This is a genomic window from Oryzicola mucosus (assembly GCF_014534685.1).
GTDB classification, from domain to species: domain Bacteria; phylum Pseudomonadota; class Alphaproteobacteria; order Rhizobiales; family Rhizobiaceae; genus Oryzicola; species Oryzicola mucosus.
The window spans coordinates 341558-365786 of the sequence record NZ_JACVVX010000004.1 but is presented as its reverse complement, the minus strand read 5'-3'; the positions used below and the strand labels follow the sequence as shown (position 1 = coordinate 365786).

At 61.7% G+C, this 24229-nt stretch carries 19 protein-coding genes; 12 read left to right on the top strand and 7 right to left on the bottom strand.

The window, feature by feature from the left end:
• The first annotated feature begins 43 nt into the window (after positions 1-43).
• Positions 44-850 (top strand): DUF1499 domain-containing protein, encoded by an 807-nt coding sequence (locus tag ICI42_RS15080; RefSeq protein ID WP_188165400.1) that lies wholly within the window; start codon positions 44-46, stop codon positions 848-850.
• Between the two features lie 46 nt (positions 851-896).
• Here the strand turns inward: ICI42_RS15080 and ICI42_RS15075 are convergent, their stop codons facing one another.
• From ICI42_RS15075 to galE, 3 genes are all read right to left on the bottom strand, one after another.
• Entirely contained in the window at positions 897-1793 is an 897-nt protein-coding gene (locus ICI42_RS15075; protein WP_188165399.1) for an MBL fold metallo-hydrolase, read from the bottom strand.
• A 66-nt stretch (positions 1794-1859) separates the two neighbouring features.
• Positions 1860-2831, bottom strand: a complete 972-nt coding sequence (locus tag ICI42_RS15070) for a glycosyltransferase family 2 protein (RefSeq protein WP_188165398.1) — start codon at positions 2829-2831, stop codon at positions 1860-1862.
• A 133-nt stretch (positions 2832-2964) separates the two neighbouring features.
• Entirely contained in the window at positions 2965-3951 is a 987-nt protein-coding gene (gene galE, locus ICI42_RS15065) for a UDP-glucose 4-epimerase GalE (RefSeq protein WP_188165397.1), read from the bottom strand.
• 340 nt (positions 3952-4291) lie between these two features.
• Between galE and ICI42_RS15060 the strand changes: the two genes are divergently transcribed.
• The 6 genes from ICI42_RS15060 to cysQ all read left to right on the top strand — a co-directional run bounded on the left by ICI42_RS15060 (position 4292) and on the right by cysQ (position 12085).
• The gene (locus tag ICI42_RS15060; RefSeq protein ID WP_188165396.1) at positions 4292-6127 is read left to right on the top strand and encodes a polysaccharide biosynthesis protein; all 1836 of its coding nucleotides are present in this window, start codon (positions 4292-4294) and stop codon (positions 6125-6127) included.
• 2 nt (positions 6128-6129) lie between these two features.
• The gene (locus ICI42_RS15055) at positions 6130-6720 is read left to right on the top strand and encodes a sugar transferase (RefSeq protein ID WP_188165395.1); all 591 of its coding nucleotides are present in this window, start codon (positions 6130-6132) and stop codon (positions 6718-6720) included.
• Between the two features lie 49 nt (positions 6721-6769).
• Entirely contained in the window at positions 6770-8176 is a 1407-nt protein-coding gene (locus ICI42_RS15050) for an O-antigen ligase family protein (RefSeq protein WP_188165394.1), read from the top strand.
• Between the two features lie 246 nt (positions 8177-8422).
• The gene (gene cysD, locus ICI42_RS15045; RefSeq protein WP_188165393.1) at positions 8423-9328 is read left to right on the top strand and encodes a sulfate adenylyltransferase subunit CysD; all 906 of its coding nucleotides are present in this window, start codon (positions 8423-8425) and stop codon (positions 9326-9328) included.
• A 2-nt stretch (positions 9329-9330) separates the two neighbouring features.
• Positions 9331-11283 carry a sulfate adenylyltransferase subunit CysN gene (gene cysN / locus ICI42_RS15040; RefSeq protein ID WP_188165392.1) on the top strand — a complete coding sequence of 651 codons (1953 nt, stop codon included), beginning with the start codon at positions 9331-9333 and terminating at the stop codon, positions 11281-11283.
• Positions 11237-12085: a 3'(2'),5'-bisphosphate nucleotidase CysQ gene (gene cysQ / locus ICI42_RS15035; RefSeq protein WP_230980371.1), complete on the top strand. Its 849-nt coding sequence runs from the start codon at positions 11237-11239 to the stop codon at positions 12083-12085. The genes cysN and cysQ overlap by 47 nt, the downstream gene beginning before the upstream one ends.
• Positions 12086-12087: 2 nt before the next feature.
• Here cysQ and ICI42_RS15030 read toward each other — a convergent pair whose 3' ends face one another.
• The 4 genes from ICI42_RS15030 to ICI42_RS15015 all read right to left on the bottom strand — a co-directional run bounded on the left by ICI42_RS15030 (position 12088) and on the right by ICI42_RS15015 (position 15986).
• Positions 12088-13230, bottom strand: a complete 1143-nt coding sequence (locus ICI42_RS15030) for a DegT/DnrJ/EryC1/StrS family aminotransferase (protein WP_188165391.1) — start codon at positions 13228-13230, stop codon at positions 12088-12090.
• A gap of 240 nt (positions 13231-13470) precedes the next feature.
• Positions 13471-14394, bottom strand: a complete 924-nt coding sequence (locus ICI42_RS15025; protein WP_188165390.1) for a carbohydrate kinase family protein — start codon at positions 14392-14394, stop codon at positions 13471-13473.
• The gene (locus ICI42_RS15020; RefSeq protein ID WP_188165389.1) at positions 14391-14837 is read right to left on the bottom strand and encodes an RbsD/FucU family protein; all 447 of its coding nucleotides are present in this window, start codon (positions 14835-14837) and stop codon (positions 14391-14393) included. The genes ICI42_RS15025 and ICI42_RS15020 overlap by 4 nt, the downstream gene beginning before the upstream one ends.
• 12 nt (positions 14838-14849) lie before the next feature.
• Complete coding sequence (locus tag ICI42_RS15015) at positions 14850-15986, bottom strand: ROK family transcriptional regulator (RefSeq protein WP_188165558.1); 1137 nt, start codon at positions 15984-15986, stop codon at positions 14850-14852.
• 288 nt (positions 15987-16274) lie between these two features.
• On the opposite strand from ICI42_RS15015, the gene ICI42_RS15010 reads away from it, so the two are divergent.
• The 5 genes from ICI42_RS15010 (at position 16275) to glgB (ending at position 24171) form a co-directional block, all read left to right on the top strand.
• Positions 16275-17306, top strand: a complete 1032-nt coding sequence (locus tag ICI42_RS15010) for a sugar ABC transporter substrate-binding protein (RefSeq protein ID WP_188165388.1) — start codon at positions 16275-16277, stop codon at positions 17304-17306.
• A gap of 88 nt (positions 17307-17394) precedes the next feature.
• Positions 17395-18477 (top strand): ABC transporter permease, encoded by a 1083-nt coding sequence (locus tag ICI42_RS15005; protein ID WP_188165387.1) that lies wholly within the window; start codon positions 17395-17397, stop codon positions 18475-18477.
• Positions 18477-19259 (top strand): ATP-binding cassette domain-containing protein, encoded by a 783-nt coding sequence (locus tag ICI42_RS15000; protein WP_188165386.1) that lies wholly within the window; start codon positions 18477-18479, stop codon positions 19257-19259. Before ICI42_RS15005 ends, ICI42_RS15000 begins: the two co-directional genes overlap by 1 nt.
• A gap of 174 nt (positions 19260-19433) precedes the next feature.
• Positions 19434-21902 carry a glycogen/starch/alpha-glucan phosphorylase gene (locus ICI42_RS14995; protein WP_188165385.1) on the top strand — a complete coding sequence of 823 codons (2469 nt, stop codon included), beginning with the start codon at positions 19434-19436 and terminating at the stop codon, positions 21900-21902.
• Between the two features lie 85 nt (positions 21903-21987).
• Positions 21988-24171: a 1,4-alpha-glucan branching protein GlgB gene (glgB, locus tag ICI42_RS14990; protein ID WP_230980370.1), complete on the top strand. Its 2184-nt coding sequence runs from the start codon at positions 21988-21990 to the stop codon at positions 24169-24171.
• The last annotated feature ends 58 nt before the right edge of the window (positions 24172-24229 follow it).

Genomic DNA, 24229 nt, shown 5'->3' with positions numbered 1-24229 from the left:
GAAGGTCGCGGATCCGAAAACCGTGCTGGAGAAGCCGGACTGAATGGCAGTTGCACAGCGCACCTTTGTGGAACCCAAGCCGCCTTTTTCGGCAGCGCTGGCGCGTGCGACCGCGTTTTTCGCTCTCGTGCTCGGCATCACGGCTGTCGTCGCGCATCGCTGGTTTTCGCTTGAGACGGAAGCGTTCCTGTGGGTCCTGGGCTTGGTGCCGCTCTTGGCCGCGCTCGCTATCCTGCTGGCAGGCCTCGCCTTTTCGCTGATATGGCGGCTGGGCGGGGAGGGCGGACGGTCCGTGCTCGCCGCACTCCTGCTCGGCGCAATCGTGCTGACGCCCTATGGCATGGCCGGCTACTATTTCCTGACCTTGCCGATGCTGACCAATGTGACGACCGACCTTGAAAGCCCGCCGCTGATGCCGTTGGCGGCTGGTGACCGAACCGGCGCGATGAGCCGCGTCACGGAGCCGACGCTTGGCACGGCGCTGCTTCAACTCAATGCCTATCCCGACATGACGGGAAGGCGTTATGAACTGCCGATGGAAAAGACGCTGGAACTGGTCGACGGACTGATCAGGAAGAAGGGTTGGAGGGCGAGGTCGCGTGTGCCTGCGGCGGTGCCCGGCCAGCCGGTCACGCTCGAAGCCACGGCCAGAACCCTGATTCTGGCGCTGCTTGCCGATGTTTCCGTCCGCGTCACAGATGACGGCGAGGCGACTTATGTCGATATGCGCTCCGCCTCGCGCTACGGCCGTCACGACCTCGGCGACAATGCGGCGCGCATCGCGTCGTTTCTGGCTGACCTTGACCAGGATGTCGCGGTTAAAACCGGGACCGCCGATCCTCAGGATTGAGTTTCAAGTCCATGCTGCCAGGCCTCTGACTGCCTTTGCCCGCGGCTCAGGCCAGCGAGAAAACGCCGTCGAGCCAGAGTCTGCCCTCATGGACGACGATGCCTCGATTCACCAGATCCTCGATATGCGCCAGCACTGAGAGCGCCGCTGCGCCATGCAGCTTCGGGTCGGTCTCGCGATAAATCGCCTTGACGATCTCGGGGATAAGCCGATCCCCCGTGCGCAGCCGCTCGATGATTGCCCGTTCGCGCATCTTGCGGTGCGACTTCAGCCCGCGCATGAAGGCGCGCGGATTGGCCACCGCGCCGCCATGCCCTGGCAGCAGCAGCGTGTCGTCGCGCTCGATCAGCTTGTCCAGCGATGCCATGTAATCGGTCATCGACCCGTCCGGAGGGGCGACGACCGATGTCGACCAGGCCATCACATGATCGGCCGAAAACAGCGCGCCGGTTCCTTCAAGGGCAAAGGCGGCATGATTGGAGGCGTGGCCGGGCGTCAACACGGTACGGATCGACCAGCCATCGCCGTCGACCACCTCGCCGTCAGCCAGAACGACGTCGGGGACGAAGTCCGGATCGCCGCTCGCATCGAGAGCGCCCGGCATGTCGACACCGCCAAAGCGCGGCCGGTCGGGTCCCTGCGCCAGCAGCGGAGCGCCGGTGGCGTGTTTCAGCCGCCGCGACAGCGGAGAGTGATCGCGATGGGTATGGCTGACGAAGATGTGGCTGACCGGCCTGCCATCGATGGCTTTCAGCAAGGCATCGAGATGCTCGTCATTCTCCGGTCCCGGATCGAGGATTGCGACCGTATCCTGGCCGATCAGATAGGAATTCGTGCCGTGGAAGGTGAACGGGCTCGGGTTGTTGGCGGTGATGCGGTGCACGCCTTCGGCAACCTTTACAGGGCGTCCGTATTCGGGCTCGAAAGTCATGTTGAAGTCCATCCGTTCCATCCCTTCTCAGGCACCCGATTGCGCCGACTCCTGCCCGATCCCTGATGTCGATTGGTCCTAGAGCTTGCCGAGAAGGCAGGCAAGATACAGGCCGAGATGGCCGCCGGCGGATTGCCGGTAGGCGCCCGAGCGCCGAAGATGGGTCAGGCGGGTGAGGATGCTGCGGCTACGCGCCAGTTCCACCTCCCGGAGCACGTCGCGGGCATCCGGCGTCAGCAAATCCCGGCACAGGTTCAGCCCGGCGAGATTGGTTTCCGTCCATTGGGAGAAGCCGCCTTGGATCAGAAAGGAATATCGCTGCAGCCGCGCGCTGAGCGAGGTGTTGGCGCCGGCGATATTGTCCTGATGCTGGCGATAGCCGATATGCGGCGTGGCCGAGTAATGCACGGTGCCGCCGACGCCGCTGACGATCATGTAGCTCCACCAGTCATGGCTGACGAAGCTCGTGCGCCGGGAAGCTTCAGCGACAATATCGCGTGCGGCGCGGTTCATAACCATGGTGTTGCCGCCGGCGATGCTCTGCACGATGGCGTTGCGAAAATTTGGATTGTTCTCGAACAACGAGGAATAGCCGATGTCGTGGTCTTCTTCGTCGATCGTGCGGGTGCGGGAGCAATAAAGCGCCGGCACGGCGGGATCCTGCGAGGACAGCCAGGCTACTGCCACTTCGAGCTTGTCCGGGTCCCAGATGTCGTCCTGATCGCAGAACGCGTAATAGGTCGCGTCGATGTCGGGATTCGTAATGAGAAAGCGATAGTTTTCCGCGAACCCCAGAGCGGGACCGTTCAGCAGATGAAAAACGCCTCGGTCCCAGTGCTTTTCGAATCGGCTCAGGATTTCGATCGAACCGTCCGTCGAACCGTCATCGGAGACCCACAGGTCGATGGAACGATGGCTTTGTTCCGCCAAGGTCCGCAACTGCTTCTCGAGAAACCGGCCGCCATCGAACGTGCCCAGCATGATTGCGACCGTGTCGGTCGGTGCATGCTGGGCGGCGTCTGGGTCGTTCGAGGCCGAGGCGATCTTCATGTTGCCTGTTCCGGCGGTCTGCCAGACACCGGCGTCCAACGAAGTTTTCGAGCTTGTGTTGGTTCGAAAAATGGTCACGTATCCGCTGCCTTTTGGGGGGTCGCGGCCCTCTATTGCGTCGAGAAGACAGTACTCAGTTGTTCTTCCGCTTGAGAATTTCTTCCCATTCCAGGGCATGGGAAACGATCTTGTCCAGATTGTCCAGTTCCGGGACCCAGCCAAGTTCACTTTTTGCACGGTCGGAATTGGCGACGATCGACACGGCATCGCCGGCACGGCGCCCGCCAACCCTCACTTCGAAGTCGTGGCCGACCACGCGTTTCACAGCCTCGATCACCTCGTTGACGGAGTATCCTATTCCATAGCCGCAATTGGCAATGAGGTTTTCACCACCCTGCCGCAGGCGTTTCAGCGCCAAATGATGGGCTCCGGCCAGATCCCAGACATGGATGTAGTCGCGCACGCAGGTGCCGTCCGGCGTCGGATAGTCCGTCCCATAGACCTCCATATAGGGCCGCTTGCCGGTGGCCGTCTCGGAGGCGACCTTGATCAGATGGGTTGCTCCCTTCGTCGATTGGCCGGTCCGCATTTTCGGGTCGGCGCCCGACACGTTGAAGTAGCGCAGCGCGGTGAAATGGAAATCATGCGCCGCCGCTGTGTCGCGCAGCATCAGTTCGGTCATCAGCTTCGACGTGCCGTAGGGCGATTCCGGCAGCAGCGGTGCGGTCTCGGGCACCGGGTTCTGCTCGGCGCTGCCATAGACGGCGGCGGTCGAGGAGAAGATGAAGTTTTCCACGCCGCCGCGCACCGCCGATTCGATCAGGCTGCGCGATTTGACGGTGTTGTTGAGATAGTAGGACAGCGGGTCGGCAACGGATTCGGGCACGATGATCGAGCCGGCGAAATGCACGATCGCATCGACCTTGCGGCGGCGGATGACCTCCTCGATCACCTCCTGGTCGGCGATATCGGCAACGACCAGCTCGACTTCAGCGGGCAAAGCCCAATCGAATCCCGTGCTGAGCCTGTCGACGACGACAACCTCCTCACCCTCGTCGAGAAGCTTCCAAACCATGTGGCTGCCGATGTAGCCGGCGCCGCCCGTCACGAGAACTGCCAATCTTTAACCCTCCGTCGCCGTTCCAATGGAATGTTACCAGTTCGGTTTCCTCGGTCGATTTTCGCAATATTTCATTTATGCGACAAAAACAAACGGCTTAGCTGGAGCAACAGAAAAGAGAATGTCCTGTTCTCGGACCATCTAAGGCGCTATGCACAGTATCTTGAAATGCTCCAGAATCACCCCTGATGACCACTGTGTATCGCACTGCCGCGGTTCAGGCACGAATTGTGACCGGATATAGCTTGTTTTCGAGCTCGTCTGGTGAAAACGTGCGTGTGGCTTCGGATGGGTTTGCGCGGATACGTTAGGGATGGTGGGTCATAGGGTACGGGACAGTATGCTGATGCTGTCTCGCGATGTGAAAAAAGCCATTCTCGTCAGTTTCGATTTTCTGGCATTGATCGCGATTGCCTGGCTCAGCTTTTCCATTCGCCTGAACACTTTCTTCGTACCCAACACCGAGCAGATCGGGCTGATCGTAGCGGCCCCAGTCATCGCCTTTCCCATCTTCATGCGGCTCGGGCTGTATCGCGCGGTCCTTCGGTATCTGCCGGATCGGGCGATCTGGACCATCTGGAAAGCCGTGACGGTTGCAGCGCTGGGTTGGGTGGCCCTGGCCTTCCTGACCCGCATGACCGGTCTGGAGGGCATGCCGCGCTCGGTCGCCGTTATCTACTGGATGCTGGCCTTCGTGGTCATTGTTGGCAGCCGCTTTGGCCTGAAATGGTATTCTTCCGGGCCGGATCGCCGGAAGCGGATGACCCCGACGCTGATCTATGGCGCAGGCGATGCCGGGACCCAACTCGCCAGCGCTCTGTTGAGCACCACCGACCATGTTGTGGCGGGGTTCTTGACCGCCGACCGCAATCTGCATGGCCTCGATATCATGGGCGCGCGCGTCTATCCGCCAGATAATATCGACAAGTTGGTGCGCGATCTGGGCATCCGCGAAATCATCATCACCATGCCGGAGCCCAACGAAAACCGGCGCCACGTCATCGAGCAATGCAGCGGCCTCCCGGTCAAGATCCGCGTGCTCCCGCCGATCACCGATCTCGCTTCGGGAAAATATCTGGTCAACATGGTCCGCGATATCCAGATCGAGGATATTCTGGGCCGCTCGACCGTTCCGCCGAATCCTGAACTCCTGCATGCCGCAATCGAAGGCAAGAACATCTTCATCGCCGGTGCCGCGGGCTCCATCGGCTCGGAGGTCGCGCGGATCGCGGCTGCCTTCAAACCCAACCGGCTGGTGCTGTTCGATCTCAACGAACACGGCATGTACCAGATTTCGCGCGAACTCAGGCGTCTGAACCTCTGTGAGGTGGTGCCAGTTCTTGGGTCGGTTTGCGACTTCCGGTTGCTCAAGAGCGTGATGCAGGACTATGGCATCGACACAGTCTACCATTGCGCAGCCTATAAGCATGTCAGCCTGGTCGAAGCCAACATCGTGGAGGCGGTCCGCAACAACATTCTGGGCACCCGCACCATCGCGGAGGCGGCGCTTGAGACCGGAGTGTCCGACGTCGTGCTGATTTCTTCCGATAAGGCGGTCCGCCCGACCAACATCATGGGCGCGACCAAGCGCTGGTCCGAACTCATTGTTCGGCATTACGGCGACATCCATGCACAAAAGACCGGCGGGACCAACCGCTTCGCTTCCGTTCGCTTCGGCAATGTTCTCGGATCGAGCGGCTCCGTCGTCCCCCTGTTCAAGGAGCAGATTGCCAATGGCGGTCCGGTCACGCTGACCGACGAGAATATGACGCGCTATTTTATGTCGATTCGCGAAGCGGCCGAACTCATCATTCAAGGCAGTGCGCTTGCGGAAAGCGGCGATATCCTCGTTCTTGAAATGGGCGAGCCGGTACGCATCCGCGACCTTGCCGAGAACATGATTCTGCTGGCCGGACAGTCGGTGCGGTCGGACAAAAATCCCGAAGGCGAGATCGAGATCGAGATCGTCGGCGCCAGCGAGGGTGAGAAGCTGAACGAAGAGCTGTTCTACGATCCGTCGGGGGTGACGCTCACCGATCATCCGCGGATCAAGAAGGCTCGCCGGCAAAGCCTTGATAACTGGGATATCACCGGCATGCTGTCCGAACTGGACGAGGCTTTGAAGGATGGCAGCCCCGAAAAGATGCGGCAGCTAATTTTTGAGCGGATTCAATAAGCATGACCGAGGGCCGCTCGGCGGAGTCCGGTGCCTTGGCAACAGGGGCGCGGTCCTATGATCGCTGGAAGCGCGTCATCGATATCGCTGCATGCCTTTTGGGCGGGCTGGTCGCCTTGCCGATCCTTGGGATCGCCGGCCTTGCCGTGAAGCTCAACTCGCCTGGTCCCGTGGTCTTTGCGCAGGTGCGGGTCGGGCGCGATGGACGCCTTTTCAAATGCCGAAAGCTGAGAAGCATGCATGTCGGCACGCCGTCTCGCCCAACCCACGAGGTCGGGGTGGCGTCGATAACGACGGTCGGCCGCTATCTTCGCGCCAGCAAGGTCGATGAGCTTCCCCAGTTGTGGAATGTTCTCAAGGGCGAGATGAGCCTCGTCGGTCCGCGTCCTTGCCTGCCCGAGCAGGACCTTCTCGTGCGTTTGCGCCGCGAACAGGGCGCTTTATCGGTTCGGCCTGGAATCACAGGCTTGGCGCAGGTACAGAACGTGGATATGTCTGACCCCGAGAGACTTGCGGCCATCGACGCGCACTATGTGCGTGACCGCTCTTTCGGCCTTGATCTTCGCATTTTGTGGAAGACCTTACCCTTCTGACCGTGTTCGACCGCTCAATGAGGCGGTTTGACCGAAACAAAGAGAATCGATGTCGCCTAACACGCTGGCTGCAACCAATACGAACTCGAACCCTGGCAGCCTTTGGCCGTGGTTGAAGTCGTTCCTGCTGGTCGGGGAGCCGCGTTGGCGCTTCAATGCGGTATGCGGATATCTCTGCATCCTGTCATTCGCCACCGGCGTCATGCTGATGGGCGTCACCAAGCTGTCGGGCGTGTTCTACATGCTGGCAATGGTCCTCGGCATCCCGATCCTGCTGCTCGAGGTGGATTGGAGCAGAATGCGGGTCGGCCGCAATGTGCTGATTTTCGCGGCCTGCTTCCTTGCGATGATTGGGCTTTATGCCGGCCATCTTTTTTTGGGCAACGGCAAGCTCAGCAATTTCGACACCATCATTCGGGTCGGTGCGGGGCTTCTCAACGGCTTGTTCTTTTTCGCGGTGTTTCGCTATCGGCGCGCGCCGCTCTTTGGCTTCGTCATTCTTCTGGCGCTGCTGAACACAGCTCTGTTGTCCGCTTTTGCGCTCTTCGATGGGCTGTCCGGAAACGCGCTTGAAAGCATTCGAGGTCGTGTCGGCGGGTCGGGCAACGCAATTGCCTATTCCGAACTGCTTGCGACCTCATTTGGCATTTGCGTCATTTATTTCGCGGGCCGCATCGGCAGAAAGCTGGAGTGGCGCCGGCTTTTGGTGCTTGCAGCCTTCTTTTTGGTCGGGGTGTTCGCGGTCCTGATGACTGGAACCCGAGGTACGCTGTTCGCCTTGCCGCCGCTTCTTGTCCTTGCCGCGCTGGCACTCCGGATCAGGCATGCGGTACCTCTCAGCATTGCCGCTTTTGTATTGGTTGCCGGATTTGCGATGGTCGTGTCGCCGAACATTCAGAAGCGCAGTCTTGAAACCGTGACGGATATCACGGGCTTGGTCGGCAATGAGGACGGCGGCTCCGCGATGTCTTTGTCGTCGCGCATGCGCTTCCGCCTTTGGACTGCTTCTATCGAATTATCCGGGGACAACTTGCTGCTCGGCAGGGGCCAAGGCATGTTCCAGGAGTCCCTGCGCCAAATGGAGCCGCCGCCGCCGGAAGCGGAAAAGCTGTATGTGTTCAATCAGGCGCATAACCAGTTTCTCAACTTCCTCGTGGAAACCGGTCTTGTGGGGCTGATCCTTTTCCTCGGTATGCTGATCGTCCCTATGGCCGCCGGTATCTACACCCTGCGTCGCACGCCGCACCGCGAGCGCGGGCTGATCATGATCTGGGTGCCGGTCTCCTACGGAATTTATGGTTTGACACAGGCATTCTTCTCCCATGGAGTCACCAGCCTGCAGTTCGGCATCTATGCCGGCATGCTTCTCTGGGCAGCACCTGACCCGAAAATGTTGGCCATCTGGCCACGTCGGGGTTTCCGCAGCGCCGTCGCAGCTCACCGGTCGAGCCTGTAAACACAAGGCGCGCCATAACGCTCTGCAGACAACGCGATGTCAGACGAATTGTCTCGCGAGGGCCTCCTGCGGCCGACATCGGAATTTTATTCTTAGCTTTGCGCTCTCTCAAGAAATCCAGACCAAGGCCACCGGCAAATTTGAACCGCCGCTCCTTGAGAATACCCCGTGGTCTGCGATGCTTTACGCCATAAGCCCGGCGCGCGTATTTCGACGCATCCCGGCGGCTTTTGAAGGCGTGTTCTAATGCTTGCAAGACTGTCTCATCTGGATCGCCTCGAGGCTGAGGCGGTCCATATTTTTCGTGAGGTTGCCGCTACGTTCACCAAGCCGGTGATGCTGTATTCCGTCGGCAAGGATTCCGCTGTCCTCCTGCATCTGGCGATGAAGGCGTTTTATCCGGCTAAGCCGCCGTTCCCGATCCTGCATGTCGACACCACCTGGAAATTCAGGGAGATGATCGAGTTCCGCGACCTCATGGCGCGCAAGCTGGGCTTCGACCTTCTGGTTCACGTCAACCAGGACGGCGTCCGCGACAACATCAATCCGTTCGACCACGGCTCGAACACCCACACTCATGTCATGAAGACGCTTGGCCTGCGCCAGGCGCTCGACAAATATGGCTTCGACGCTGCCTTTGGCGGCGCGCGGCGCGACGAGGAAAAATCCCGTGCCAAGGAACGCATCTTCTCCTTCCGCAATGCGCAGCATGGCTGGGACCCCAAGAACCAGCGGCCTGAGATGTGGAAGATCTTCAACACCCGCGTCAATCCGGGAGAGTCCATCCGTGTCTTCCCGCTGTCCAACTGGACCGAGCTGGACATCTGGCAATATATCTTGCGTGAGGACATCCCCATCGTGCCGCTCTATTTTGCCAAGCGCCGCCCTGTGGTCGAACGGGACGGCATGCTGATCCTGCGCGACGACGACCGCATGAAACTGCGGCCGGGCGAAGTCGTCGAAAACCGTCTTGTACGGTTCCGCACGCTCGGCTGCTATCCGCTGACGGGAGCGATCGATTCCGATGCGGACACGCTGGAAAAGATCGTCGGCGAAATGCTCACCGCCCGCACCTCCGAACGCCAGGGCCGCCTCATCGATCGCGACGAAGCCGGATCGATGGAGAAGAAGAAGCGCGAGGGATATTTCTAATCATGCGCCTTGCCCGAATTGAAACACCCGTGTTCGACCCAAACCATGAAGCCGAAACGGTTCAGGACTATCTGGCCCAGCAGGAGCGCAAGTCGTTCCTGCGTTTCCTCACCTGCGGTTCGGTCGACGACGGCAAGTCGACGCTGATCGGCCGGCTGCTGTCGGACACCAGGCAGATATTCGAAGACCAGATCGCAGCGCTGGAAAGCGATTCCCGCAAGCACGGCACCACCGGTGACGAGATCGACTACGCGCTGCTGGTCGACGGGCTCGAGGCCGAGCGAGAGCAGGGCATCACCATCGACGTCGCCTACCGGTTCTTTTCGACGGCCAAGCGCAAGTTCATCGTTGCCGACACGCCCGGCCATGAGCAGTACACCCGCAACATGGCGACGGGCGCCTCGACCTCCGATCTCGCCATTGTGCTGGTCGATGCCCGACAGGGGGTCCTGCGCCAGACGCGCCGCCATTCCATCATTGCCTCGCTGCTCGGCATTCGCCACATTGTCGTGGCGATCAACAAGATCGATCTGGTCGGCTTCGACCAGGCCGTGTTCGACCGCATCTCGGCAGAGTACGCAGCCTTTGCCGGCGAATTGGGCTTCCGCAGCACGGCCTTCATCCCGATGTCCGCACGCTATGGCGACAACGTCACCAAGCGGTCGGAAAACACCGCATGGTATTCCGGCCCGACGCTTCTTGAGCACCTGGAAAACGTCGTCGTCGACGATACCGAGACAGACAAGCCGTTCCGCTTCCCGGTGCAATATGTGAACCGGCCGAATCTCGATTTCCGGGGCTTTGCGGGCACCGTCGCCTCCGGTTCGATCCGGCAGGGCGATGCCGTTGTGGCGGCCAAGTCGGGCAAGCCCTCGCGCATTCGCCGCATCGTGGCGCAAGGCGGCGATCTTGCGGAGGCCGTCGCCGGCGAGGCGGTGACGCTGGTGCTGGAAGACGAGATCGAGGTGTCGCGCGGCAACATGCTCGTCACACCGGATTCGCGCCCGCATGTCGCTGACCAGTTCTCCGCCAACATCGTCTGGTTCGACGAAAAGGCGCTGCTGCCGGGCCGCACCTACATCCTTCGCACCGAAACCGACCAGGTCAGTGCCACGGTCACCGAGCTGAAACACAAGATCGACATCAACGATTTCGGCAAGGAGCCGGCACGTTCGCTCGACATGAACGAGGTGGCGGTCTGCAATCTGTCGACGCAGGCGCCGTTGGCCTTCGACAGCTTTGCCGACAACCGTACCACCGGGGCCTTCATCCTGATCGACCGCATCAGCAACAATACGGTCGGTGCGGGCATGATCATCCACCCGTTGCGGCGGGCCGACAACATTCATTGGCAGTCGCTCGATATCGGCAAGAAGGCGCGGGCCGACCTCAAGAATCAGAAGCCCGCCGTGCTGTGGTTCACCGGCCTCTCCGGCTCGGGCAAGTCGACCATCGCCAATTTGCTGGAGCGCAAGCTGCATGCGGCGGGCCGACACACCTATGTGCTGGATGGCGACAACATCCGCCATGCGCTGAACAGGGATCTCGGCTTCACCGACCAGGACCGGGTCGAGAACATCCGCCGCGTCGCCGAAGTCGCCAAGCTGATGGCCGATGCCGGCCTGATCGTCATCGTCTCCTTCATCTCGCCCTTCCGCGCCGAACGGCAGATGGCGCGCGAACTGATGGCGAAGGACGAATTCGTCGAGGTCTTCGTCGACACGCCGCTCGAGGAATGCGTGCGCCGCGACCCGAAGGGCCTCTATGCCCGCGCGCTCGCAGGCCAGATCCGGAACTTCACTGGTCTCGATTCGCCATATGAGGCCCCCGAAAACGCCGAAATTCACCTCCATACAGTGGGCAAAACCCCTGAGGAGATGGTAGATGCGATTGAGGACTGGCTAACCAATGACGAAATCGCAGAGCGGCAATATGACGATGGCGGCGGTATCTGACGATCGCTTGATCCTTGAGATACTGGAAGCTCTGGCGCTCGATGCGGGGCGGGAGGTCATGAAGGTCTTTCATTCCGATCACGCGGTGGACGCCAAGGCCGACGCATCGCCGGTTACGGAAGCCGATCGTGCCAGCGAAAGGGTCATTCTTGCCGGCCTGCGAGCGGAATTCCCGCACATTCCCTGTGTCGCGGAGGAGGAGGCGTCAGAGGGGATTTACCCGGCTGAACTGGGCGACACCTTCTTCCTGATCGATCCGCTCGACGGCACCAAGGAATTCGTCAACAAGCACACCGATTTCACCGTCAACATCGCATTGATACGCAACGGCATTCCCGAAATCGGCGTGGTCTATGCGCCCTGCAGCGGGCGGTTCTTTGCCGGCCGGCCGGGCTATGCCGAGATGCTGCATCTCACCGACGACAAGCAGATCGCCTCGCGCAAGCATATTACGGCGCGGCTGGGCTACGAGCCGCTGACGATCGTCGCCAGCCGTTCGCACCGCACCGAGGAAACGGATGCCTTCATCCGCACGGTCCAGGCTGCCGAGATCGTGTCGGTCGGCTCGTCGCTGAAATTCTGCCTGGTGGCATCGGGCGAGGCCGACCTTTACCCGCGCTTCGGTCGCACCATGGAATGGGACACCGCAGCCGGCGATGCCGTATTGCGTGCGGCCGGCGGCTCGACCACGACCGTCGACGGTGCGCCATTGCTCTATGGTAAGCGCAACCAGACCGGGGAGGCGGACTTCGCCAACCCCTCCTTCATTTCCCGCGGGCGACCGGTCGAAACAGCGGCCTGAGCTTACTCTGCCGCGTCAAGCGCGGAGTTCTTGCCGACGAAATTGCGGATCGTGCTGATCACGTGGTCCTGGTCGGCTTCGCTGAGATAGGGATGCATCGGCAGGCACAGAATGGTCTTGGGCAGCGTTTCCGAGACGGGCAGGCCGCCCGGCGCGCGCGGGAAGTCCCTATAGGCCACCTGCTCGTGCAACGGCTTGACGTAGTAGATCACCGACGGGATTTTTTCTTCCTGCAGCCTGGCTTTCAGCGCATCGCGTTTTTCCGTCTCGATGGCGTATTGAGCCCAGGCCGAACGATCGCCTGCGGGCGCCTTCGCCGCCTTGATCACATCGCCAAGACCATCGGCATAGCGCTGGGCCACGCGGGCGCGGGCCTCCATCTCGTCTTCCAGAATGGCAAGCTTTTCCAATAGGATCGCCGCCTGGATCGTGTCGAGGCGCGAGTTCAGGCCGACATAGACGTTGTCGTATTGTGTCTCGCCCTTGCCGTGGAACGCATAGGAGCGAAGCTTTTCGGCGAAGGCATCGTCATTGGTGAACATCGCGCCGCCATCGCCGTAGCAGCCCAGCGGCTTGGCCGGGTAAAAGCTCGTGGAGGCGACGAATCCGAAGGAACCCAGCATCTTGCCGCCTGCCGAACCGCCGATGGATTGCGCGGCATCCTCGATGACCATGAGGTTTTCGCGCTTGGCGATTGCGTCGATCTCGGCATAGTCGGCGCCGATGCCGAACAGGTCGACGGGGATGATCGCCTTCGGCTTCAAGCGTCCTTCGGCCTTGATCATCGCAATCGCTGCTTCGAGGCTCTTCACATCGATATTGTAGGTGTCGGGCTCGATGTCGACGAAGACGGGCTCGGCCTTGGCCAAGGCAACCACTTCTGCCGTCGCTGCGAAAGTGAAGCTCGGCACGAACACGGCATCGCCGGGTCCGACGCCGGCGGCCAGCAGCGGCAGCAGCAGGGCGTCGGTGCCGTTGGCGCAGGCGATGACGTGCTTGACGCCGACATAGTCGGCCAGCTTTTTCTCGAATTCGGCGACTTGCGGTCCGAGAATGTATCGGCCGTCTTCGACGACGGCGTCGATGGCTGCCTTGAGCTTGTCACGAATGCGTTCGCGCTGTGCGCCGAGATCGATGAACTGCATGCTTGCCTCAAACAATAATCTTCTTCGCCCGCATAGCAGAGTTGCCGGAGGCGAGAAAGGTTGGAGCGCCGACTCTTGTCAGGGCCAACAATCCGTACGCGTTACAATCGAAGCCGGCCGATTGGTTTCGGTAGTCGGCTGAAAATCCGAGAATATTCAGCCGAGCTCCTGGGCAGGGGGGCGCGAGGCGGTCAGGTGAAATATAAAGTGATCGGCCTCGCAGCGCGTCGAAGGCCCGTTTCAATCGAGCTCATGCCGCCAGGGCGGGTTTGCCCCGGCACGCGAAACGGTGACTGCCGCGGCTTTCACGCCAAGCTCAAGCGCGCCGCGCAGCTCATCGGCGCTGAGCGCCGCCACCTTGGCTTTCGTCAGGGCCGACTTGTCGTGCAGCGCGGCCAGAACGCCGGCGTTGAAGGTGTCGCCCGCACCAACGGTGTCGACCACCTCGACGCTGCGCGGGTCCACGGTCACCTTCTGGCTGTCCGAATAGGCGATCACGCTCTTGCTGCCTTGCGTGACGATGATCAGTTTCGGGCCGGTCCTCAGCCACTTGGCTGCGATGTCGTCGACGCTGCCGGTCTCGCCGAACCATGCCAGGTCCTCGTCCGACAGCTTGACGATGTCCGACATCGCCATCATGCGCAGGATGCGCTCGGCATGCTTGTCGCGGTCGGTGATGAAGCCGGGGCGAATGTTGGGATCCAGCATGATCAACCGGTCCTGATGCTCGCGCCGCATCAGTGCCTCGTAGGTCGACCCGCAGGGTTCGGCGATCAGGCTGATGCCGCCGAAGAGCATCGCGCCGACATCCTCCTCGAAGGACGGCAGGTCGTCTTCGTTGAGCATCCGGCCGGCGGTGTTCTCGTCATAGAAGGTGTAGGTCGCATGGCCGTCCTGCAGCCGCACGAAGGCAAGCGTGGTGGGACGCGCGGAAACGTCGGCGAAGCGCGAACCGACCTTGCTCTCGGCAAGAACGTCGCGGATTTGCTGGCCGAACAGGTCAGACGACAGGCCTGAGAAAAACTCGACGGGCGCGCCGAGCCGTCCCAGCGCAATCGCCGAATTGAAGATCGCGCCGCCTGCATAGGGTGCGAAGGCGGGTTCGCCGGCGACGCTTTCGCGCGGCAGCATGTCGATGAGGGCCTCTCCGCAGCAGACGATCATGATCTTTCCTGTTCCTTGGGGCGGACGACACCCTTGCGGATGACGATGTTGGCGTAAAGTCGTGGCTCGCTGGTGGCAACAACGGTATGGGCGTTGCGAACGCGGGTGTAGAAGGCTGTTGTGTCCAGCGCTGCGATGTCGAAGCCCGGCACCCGGCGTGCGCAGACCTCTGTCATCTCGTGGTGAACCGGCTCCAGATGGGCCGGATCGCCCTTTACCACGTAGCGAAACAGGGCTTGCTCAACGAAATCGTCCACCGGCATGACCTGCAGGATCGCGTCCAGCATTTCAATGAGCTCAATGCCGTCCGCGCGGATGAGCCGTCGCCCGTGCTCGTGGGCGGGATAATTCCCGTCCACGAGGGCAATCTCATCGCCATGGCCCATCGAGCGCAGCGTGAAAAGAAGCTCCGGTCCGAGGATCGCGGGAATGCCGATCAACATGGAGCAGATCCTTCAGCCATGGGTGGCTCCGATCAGGAAGCGTTCGGAAAGCGGCAGGCTGGCAGCACCCAGCGCCCGCGCATGAATGCCGACGGTGCCTTCGCGAACGGTCGGCAGCACCAGGCCTTCGGCGTCTATGTCGGAAAGGGCGCGGTCGATGGCCGCGACCAGCCTTGCGCGTATCGGATAGGGCATCCAGCCGTCGAGAATGACAGCTTCGAAATCGATGACGGACGAAGCGGAGGCGATCGCATAAGCCAGCGCGTTGGCGGCGTTCTCGATCCAGACATCGAGTTCGCCGCCCAGATCGCCCCAGTCCTCAGGCGCGGTCCATAGATGCGATGCGTCAACCCCTTGTGCGGCAAGCGCTTTTTCGAGAATGGCGATGGAAGCGATATCGATGAGCTGGCGTGGCTTGCCATCGGGGCCGGGGACCGGCATCGAGCCGAGCGCGCCCGCGTTTCCGCCGGGGCCGGTATAGACGCTGCCGTTGAGCACAATGCCCCCGCCGGCGAATGCGCCGATGTAGAAATACAGGAAATCGCTGATGCCGCTGACCTTGCCGAACACCAGCTCCGCCCCGCAGGCGGCGGTGGCATCGTTCTGCAGGTAGACGGGAAAGGTGAATTCTGCCTGGATCTCGGCACGCAGATCGCGCTGCCGCCAGCCGTCCATCACGTCGCGCGGCGCACCGACCGTGTCCGCCCAGTTCCACAGCTCGAAGGGCATTGCAATGCCCAGTCCGGCGATCCGCTTCGCCTCGGCCGGCTTGAGATGCTTGCGGATTGTCCTGATGCCTTCGGTGACGAACTCGATCGTCTCGTTCGGCGCGGGATAGGCATAGGAATCCTGCAGGCTCAGGCGGAGATTGCCGAGGAAGTCGATCAGCACCAGTTCGGCGCTGCGGCGTCCGATCTTGAGGCCGATGAAGTAGGCGCCATCCGGGTTGAGGGCCATGGGAACGAGCGGTTGGCCGACCTTGCCGCGCACCGGCTCCCGTCGCAGCAACAGGCCTTCGCTTTCGAGTTCGCGCATGATGACGGAGACGGTCTGTACGGAAAGACCGGTCATGCGGGCAATGTCGGATTTCGCCAGGCTGCCATGCTGGCGCACCAGCGACAGCACGAGCCGCTCGTTGAGATCGCGCATGCCGCTCTGGTTCGTGCCACGACGCACGATCGTCTCCGGCGCTTCGGTCACACCTGATCTCGGAGCGCTTACCTCCACATTATCCTCCCCACCGTCACTGCGGTGTTTCTGGCAAGAATGCTGCCGCCATGCAATGCTGTCAATAATAAATAAGAGTGATTTAATTATTGACAGCGGCGACGAGATCGTATTTGTGTCTGGTCATGGATGTCGTCGCTGAGGAGTGCCGACACATCTGCATCACCGGCTTCGGATCGTCCGGGTCGTTTGTTCTGGGAGGAAAACCTGATGAATTCTAAGTTTCTGAAGTCGGCCGTCTATGCGGGCGCCGCGGTTTCGCTTTGCTTGTTCGCCGCGCCATCCATGGCGGCCGATGTGGGCGCCTGCCTGATCACCAAGACCGACACCAACCCCTTCTTCGTCAAGATGAAAGAGGGCGCCACCGCCAAGGCAAAAGAGATCGGCGTCAACCTGAAAAGCTATGCCGGCAAGGTAGACGGCGACAGTGAAAGCCAGGTCGCGGCCATCGAAAGCTGCATCGCCGACGGCGCCAAGGGCATCATGATCACCGCCTCCGACACCAAGGGCATCGTTCCCGCGGTCAAGAAGGCGCGCGATGCGGGCATTCTGGTGATTGCGCTCGACACGCCGCTCGAGCCCGCCGATGCGGCCGACGCGACCTTCGCCACCGACAATCTGCTGGCCGGCAAGCTGATCGGGCAGTGGGCAGCCGCTACGCTGGGCGACGAAGCTAAAAATGCCAAGATCGCCTTCCTTGACCTCACGCCATCTCAGCCCACCGTCGACGTTCTGCGCGACCAGGGCTTCATGATGGGCTTCGGCATCGACGTGAAGGACCCCAACCGCATCGGCGACGAGGACGATGCGCGCATCGTCGGCCACGACGTGACCAACGGCAATGAAGAGGGCGGCCGCACGGCCATGGAAAACCTTCTCCAGAAGGATCCCGGCATCAACGTCGTCCACACCATCAACGAGCCGGCCGCGGCTGGCGCCTATGAAGCGCTCAAGGCGGTCGGCATGGAAAAGAACGTGCTCATCGTCTCGGTCGACGGTGGCTGTCCCGGCGTCAAGAACGTCGAAGGCGGCGTGATCGGCGCGACCTCCCAGCAATATCCGCTGATGATGGCCGCACTCGGCGTCGAGGCGATCAAGAAGTTCGGCGAGACCGGCGAAATGCCGAAGCCGACAGAAGGCAAGGACTTCTTCGACACCGGCGTTTCGCTGGTCACCGACAAGCCCGCCAAGGGCGTCGACTCCATCGACGTGAAGACCGGTCTGGAAAAGTGCTGGGGCTGACGCTTCAGCGCAGCTGACCGAACTTTTGGGATACGGGAAGGCGGCTTGAGCCGCCTTCTCCAAAAGCAGCAACCAGGAGGAAATCGCGATGACAGACGCACCGGCCAATGCCGCGCGGCCGCAGGAGTTCGAGACGGTTCTCTCGGGCAGCGACAAGACGGTAGCCAATTTCGACACGCAGACGCGAACGCCGGTCGAAAAAGTTCAGCATTTCCTGCATTCCAACCCGGCTGCCGTACCACTGATCGTGCTGATCGCCTCGCTCGTCGTGTTCGCGGTGCTGGTCGGCGGCAAATTCTTTTCAGCCTTTTCCATGACGCTGATCCTCCAGCAGGTGGCGATCGTCGGTGTGATCGGAGCCGCCCAGACGCTGGTCGTGCTGACTGCCGGCATCGACTTGTCGGTCGGTGCCATCATGGTGCTGTCATCGGTGGTGATGGGGCAATTCACCTTCCGCTACGGCCTGCCGCCGGTGCTCTCGATCCTCTGCGGCTTCGGCGTCGGAGCGCTGTGCGGCTGGATCAACGGTACGCTGGTTGCACGGGTCAAGCTGCCGCCCTTCATCGTGACGCTCGGCATGTGGCAGATCATTCTGGCCACCAACTTCCTCTATTCCGCCAATGAAACCATCCGCTCGCAGGATATCGAGGCGCAGGCGCCGATCCTGCAACTGTTCGGCGATACGTTCAAAGTGGGCAATGCCGTCTTCACCTATGGCGTCATCGCCATGGTTCTGCTCGTGCTGCTGCTCTGGTACGTGCTCAACCACACCGCCTGGGGCCGCCATGTCTATGCCATCGGCGATGACCCCGCCGCGGCGGAACTCGCCGGCGTCCGGGTCAAGCACACGCTGGTTTCGGTCTATGTCATCGCCGGCCTGATCTGCTCGCTCGGCGGCTGGCTGCTGATCGGCCGCATCGGCTCCGTTTCGCCCACCGCGGGCCAGTTCGCCAACATCGAATCCATCACTGCCGTGGTGATCGGCGGCATCTCGCTCTTCGGCGGACGCGGTTCGATCCTCGGCATGCTGTTCGGCGCACTCATCGTCGGCGTCTTCTCGCTCGGCCTGCGCCTGATCGGCACAGACCCGCAGTGGACCTATCTCTTGATCGGCACCCTCATCATCGTCGCGGTCGCCGTCGACCAATGGATCAGAAAGGTTGCAGGCTGATGTCTATCGAACCGCTGCTCACCGCCCGCGGACTGGTCAAGCGCTATGGTCGCGTGACCGCTCTCAACCAGGCCGACTTCGACCTCTATCCCGGGGAAATCCTCGCCGTCATCGGCGACAACGGCGCCGGCAAATCCTCGCTCATCAAGGCGATTTCGGGTGCCGTCACGCCGGACGAGGGCGAGATAAGGCTGGACGGCAAGCCCGTGCAGTTCCGCTCGCCGATCGAGGCGCGCGCCGCCGGCATCGAGACCGTTTACCAGAACCTGGCGCTATCGCCGGCGCTCTCCATCGCCGACAATATGTTTCTGGGTCGGGAAATCCGCAAACCCGGCTTCATGGGAAAGTGGCTGCGCATGCTCGACCGCGCCGCCATGGAAAAGCGCGCTCGCGACAAGCTGAGCGAACTCGGCCTGATGACCATCCAGAACATCGGCCAGGCAGTGGAAACGCTGTCCGGCGGCCAGCGCCAGGGCGTGGCGGTGGCGCGCGCTGCGGCCTTCGGCTCCAAGATGATCATTCTCGACGAGCCGACAGCCGCGCTCGGCGTCAAGGAATCGCGCCGCGTTCTCGAACTCATCCTCGATGTGAAGCGGCGCGGGCTGCCGATCGTGCTGATCTCGCACAACATGCCGCATGTCTTCGAGGTGGCCGACCGCATCCATATCCACCGGCTTGGCCGTCGCTTGTGCGTCATCGATCCCAAGCAATACACCATGTCGGATGCAGTGGCCTTCATGACCGGCGCGAAGACGCCACCGGAAGAGCTGATAGCCGCTTGAATTCCGTACGGGGCGCTTGAAGAAAAAAGCGCTCCGACGGCTTCCGGGCATTTTGTGAATATCTGCGGATCGTATTGTGAATATCTGCGGATCGTCTAGCATGGCTCTCGGGAGGAGTAGTGCAAGTTGCGCCGGCGGTCTAAGGACACGCGCCGGAGCCCAATGAGAGGCCATATGACGAGCGCTGTGATTTCCGAGACCTCCTTTCTTCCCTCAGAGAATATCGACCCCAAGGAATTGGCGGACGAGATTCTGCGCGTCCTGAAATATCGGGGCGGCAAGGACGCCACCGTCGCCACGCCGCATGACTGGCTGACGGCGTCGATCAAGGTTGTGCGCGACCGCATCATCGACCGGTGGGTGTCGTCCACCAAGGAAGCCTACGACCAGAGCGCCAAGCGCGTTTACTACCTGTCGCTCGAGTTCCTCATCGGCAGGCTGATGCGCGACGCTTTTTCCAATCTCGGCATGATGGATGCGATGCGCGAGGCGCTGTCCTCGCTCGGTGTCGATTTCGACGTGATCGCAGCGCTTGAGCCTGACGCTGCGCTCGGCAATGGCGGTCTCGGCCGCTTGGCGGCCTGCTTCATGGAGAGCATGGCGACCGTCGACGTGCCTGTCCATGGCTACGGCATTCGCTATGTGAACGGCATGTTCCGGCAGGAAATCCGCGACGGATGGCAGGTCGAACTGCCCGAGAACTGGCTCGACCACGGCAACCCCTGGGAGTTCGAGCGCCGCGAGCGCGCCTTCGAAGTCGGATTCGGCGGCTCGGTGGAATCGGTCACCGACGCGCAGGGCAGGCTGGAACGGCATATCTGGAAACCGACCGAGCGCGTGCTGGCCGTGGCCTACGATACGCCTGTGGTCGGCTGGCGCGGCAAGCGCGTCAACACGCTGCGCCTATGGGCGGGCATGTCGCTCGATCCCATCCTGCTCGCCGCCTTCAACGCCGGCGACCATATCGGGGCCCTGCGCGAGAGCAACAAGGCCGACGCCCTGTCGCGCGTTTTGTATCCCGCCGATGCGACTCCGGCCGGTCAGGAACTGCGCCTGCGGCAGGAGTATTTCTTCTCCACCGCCTCGCTGCAGGACATTCTGCAGCGCCATCTCAGCCAGTATGGCGACCTGCATTCGCTGCCCGACAAAGCGGCCATCCATCTCAACGACACCCACCCTTCGGTGGCGGTCGCCGAACTGATGCGGCTTTTGCTCGATGTTCACGGCCTGGATTTCGACGATGCCTGGGACATCACCAAGCGCACCTTCGCCTATACCAACCACACGCTGCTTCCCGAAGCGCTGGAAAGCTGGCCGGTGCCGCTGTTCGAGCGGCTTTTGCCGCGCCACATGCAGATCGTCTACGCCATCAATGCGCAGATCCTGATCGAAGCGCGCGCCAAGGGGGATTTCTCGGGCGAGCAGATTTCCAGCATTTCGCTGATCAATGAAGGCGGCGAGCGGCGCGTGCGCATGGGCAATCTCGCTTTCGCCGGTTCCCACAGCATCAATGGCGTTTCGGCGCTGCATACCGAGCTGATGAAGGAGACGGTGTTTGCCGACCTGCATAAGCTCTACCCCACTCGCATCAACAACAAGACCAACGGGATCACGCCACGCCGCTGGCTGATCCAGTGCAATCCCGGCCTGACCGCCCTTGCCCGCGAAGCCATCGGCGACCGCTTCCTCGACGATATCGACGCGATCAGCGATCTGGATGCGCTGGCTTCCGATGCGGCCTTCCGCGAGAAGTTCGCAGCCGTCAAGCGCGCCAACAAGCAGAGGCTGGCTTCGCTGGTCTCCGAACGGCTCGGCATCCGTGTCGATCCGTCGGCGATGTTCGACATCCAGATCAAGCGCATCCACGAATACAAGCGGCAGCTGCTCAACATCATCGAGGCCGTCGCACTCTACGATCAGATCCGCTCGCATCCCGAACGGGACTGGATGCCGCGCGTGAAGTTCTTCGGCGGCAAGGCGGCACCCAGCTACCACAACGCCAAGCTGATCATCAAACTCGCCAACGATGTCGCGCGGGTCGTCAACAGCGACCCGTCCGTGCGCGGCCTTTTGAAGGTCGTGTTCGTCCCGAACTACAATGTCAGCCTCGCCGAGATCATGATGCCGGCAGCGGACCTGTCGGAACAGATTTCGACGGCCGGCATGGAGGCGTCGGGCACCGGCAACATGAAGTTCGCGCTCAACGGCGCGCTGACCATCGGCACGCTCGACGGCGCCAATGTCGAAATGAAAGAGCATGTCGGCGACGACAACATCTTCATTTTCGGCCTGACCACGGAGGAGGTCGCCCAGCGACGCGCGAATGGCTACAATCCGCGCGATGTCATCGCCGGTTCGCCCGAGCTGTCGCAGGCGCTTTCGGCCATTTCGTCGGGCGTGTTCTCGCCGGACGATCCAGATCGCTACCGCGAACTCACCGATGGGCTTTACCAGCACGACTGGTTCATGGTCGCCGCCGATTTCGACTCCTACGCCGACACGCAGAGGAAGATCGACGAGGTGTGGCGCGACAGCCCGCTCTGGTACGCCAAGGCGATCCACAACGTCGCCCGGATGAGCTGGTTCTCGTCCGACCGCACCATCCGTCAGTATGCAGAGGAGATCTGGAACGTTCCCGTGTGAGGAACCCGCCGATCCGAGACGTATCCATACAAGCATACAAGGGGAGGAAGTCCTGACGGAAGAAAAGCGGCGCGTCACCGCCCGATTGGGCGAAACTGAACGAGCGGCAGAGGGTGATGTCCGCGCTATCGTGGCCGGACGCCATGGCGATCCCTTTGCCGTCCTGGGGGTACAGAAGATCGGTGCGGTCTTCGTCGCCCGCTGCTTCGTGCCCCACGCCGAATCCGTCACTGCCTACACCCTTCAGGGCAAGGCCTGCGGCGATCTCACCCGCCGCGACGATGCCGGCTTCTTCGAAGGCCGGCTTTCCATCCGCAAACGCCAGCCGATTCGCCTGAAGGCGAGCAATGCCTCCGGTGAGTGGTGGCTGACCGACCCCTATTCCTTCGGTCCGGTGCTTGGCCCGATGGACGACTATTACATCGCCGAAGGCTCGCACCTCAGGCTGTTCGACAAGCTGGGCGCACATGTCCTGTCGCATGAAGGCGCCGATGGCGTGCATTTCGCCGTCTGGGCTCCCAATGCCGAGCGCGTTTCGGTCGTCGGCCCCTTCAACGATTGGGACGGCCGGCGCCATCCCATGCGCAGCCGCCATGACACCGGCATTTGGGAAATCTTCCTGCCCGATGTCGGCGAGGGCCAGCCCTACAAATACGAGCTGATCGGACCGGATGGGGTCAAGCTGCCGCTCAAGGCCGATCCTTTCGCGTTCCGCTCGGAACTGCGCCCTGCGACCGCTTCCATCGTTGCCGGTCCGCTTGAGCATGAATGGGGCGACGATGCCCACCGCAGCTACTGGCGCAAGGCCGACCAGCGGCGCGAGGCGATCAGCATCTACGAGGTTCACCCCGGTTCATGGCAGCGCCGCGACGACGGCACGTTCCTGAGCTGGGACGAGCTTGCCGAAAGGCTGATCCCATACACCGTCGACACCGGCTTTACCCATATCGAATTCCTGCCGATCTCCGAGCATCCCTATGACCCGTCCTGGGGCTACCAGACCACGGGGCTGTATGCGCCGACCGCGCGGTTTGGCGATCCGGAGGGTTTCGCGCGCTTCGTCGAGGGCGCGCATCGCGCCGGTCTCGGCGTGATCCTCGATTGGGTGCCTGCGCATTTTCCGGTCGACGAGCATGGGCTGGCGAAGTTCGACGGCACCGCCCTTTACGAGCATGCCGACCCGCGCAAGGGTTTTCACCCCGACTGGAACACCGCGATCTACAATTTCGGCCGGCGCGAGGTGGTGTCGTTCCTGGTCAACAACGCGCTCTACTGGGCTGAGAAATTCCATGTCGACGGGCTGCGCGTCGATGCGGTCGCATCGATGCTCTATCTCGACTACTCGCGCAAGGAAGGCGAGTGGATCCCCAACGAGCGCGGCGGCCGTGAAAACCTGGAAGCCGTCAGCTTCCTGCAGCAGATGAATACAGCCGTCTACGGCACCCATCCCGGCGTCATCACCATCGCCGAGGAATCGACGTCCTGGCCGAAAGTATCCCAGCCGGTGCATGAGGGCGGCCTGGGATTCGGCTTCAAGTGGAACATGGGGTTCATGCACGACACGCTCGCCTATCTGGCGCGCGAGCCGATCTATCGCAAGCACCATCACAACGAGATCACCTTCGGTCTCGTCTACGCCTTCAGCGAAAATTTCGTGCTGCCGCTGTCGCATGACGAGGTCGTGCACGGCAAAGGCACGCTGCTGACCAAGATGGCCGGCGACGACTGGCAGAAATTCGCGACGCTGCGTGCCTATTACGGCTTCATGTGGGGCTATCCCGGCAAGAAGCTGCTGTTCATGGGGCAGGAATTCGCCCAGCGGGCGGAATGGAGCGAGGAACGCGCGCTCGACTGGCACCTGCTCGACTCCGCCCCGCACGCCGGCGTCAGGCAGGTGGTGCGCGACCTCAACCATCTCTACCGCTCGCGGTCGGCGCTGCATGAGCGCGATTGCGAGCCGGACGGCTTTGACTGGCTGATCGCCGACGACAGCGAAAACTCCGTCTTCGCCTGGCTGCGCAAGACACTGGACGGCAACCCGATTGCGGTGATCACGAATTTCACGCCGGTGCCGCGATACGACTACAAAGTGCCATTGCCTCGGCAAGGAAAATGGCGCGAAATAATAAACACCGACGCTGAGGTCTATGGCGGTTCGGGACTGGGGAACGGTGGCATGGTGGTTGCGGATTTCGCTGACGGCGAGGGGGCGCTGGCAAGCCTCACCTTGCCGCCGCTGGCGACGATCATGCTGGAATTTATCGGGTAACGGGTTCGGGAGGAAAAATTGGAGAGCACTAAAAGAAGTCAACCCCTGGCACGCGACG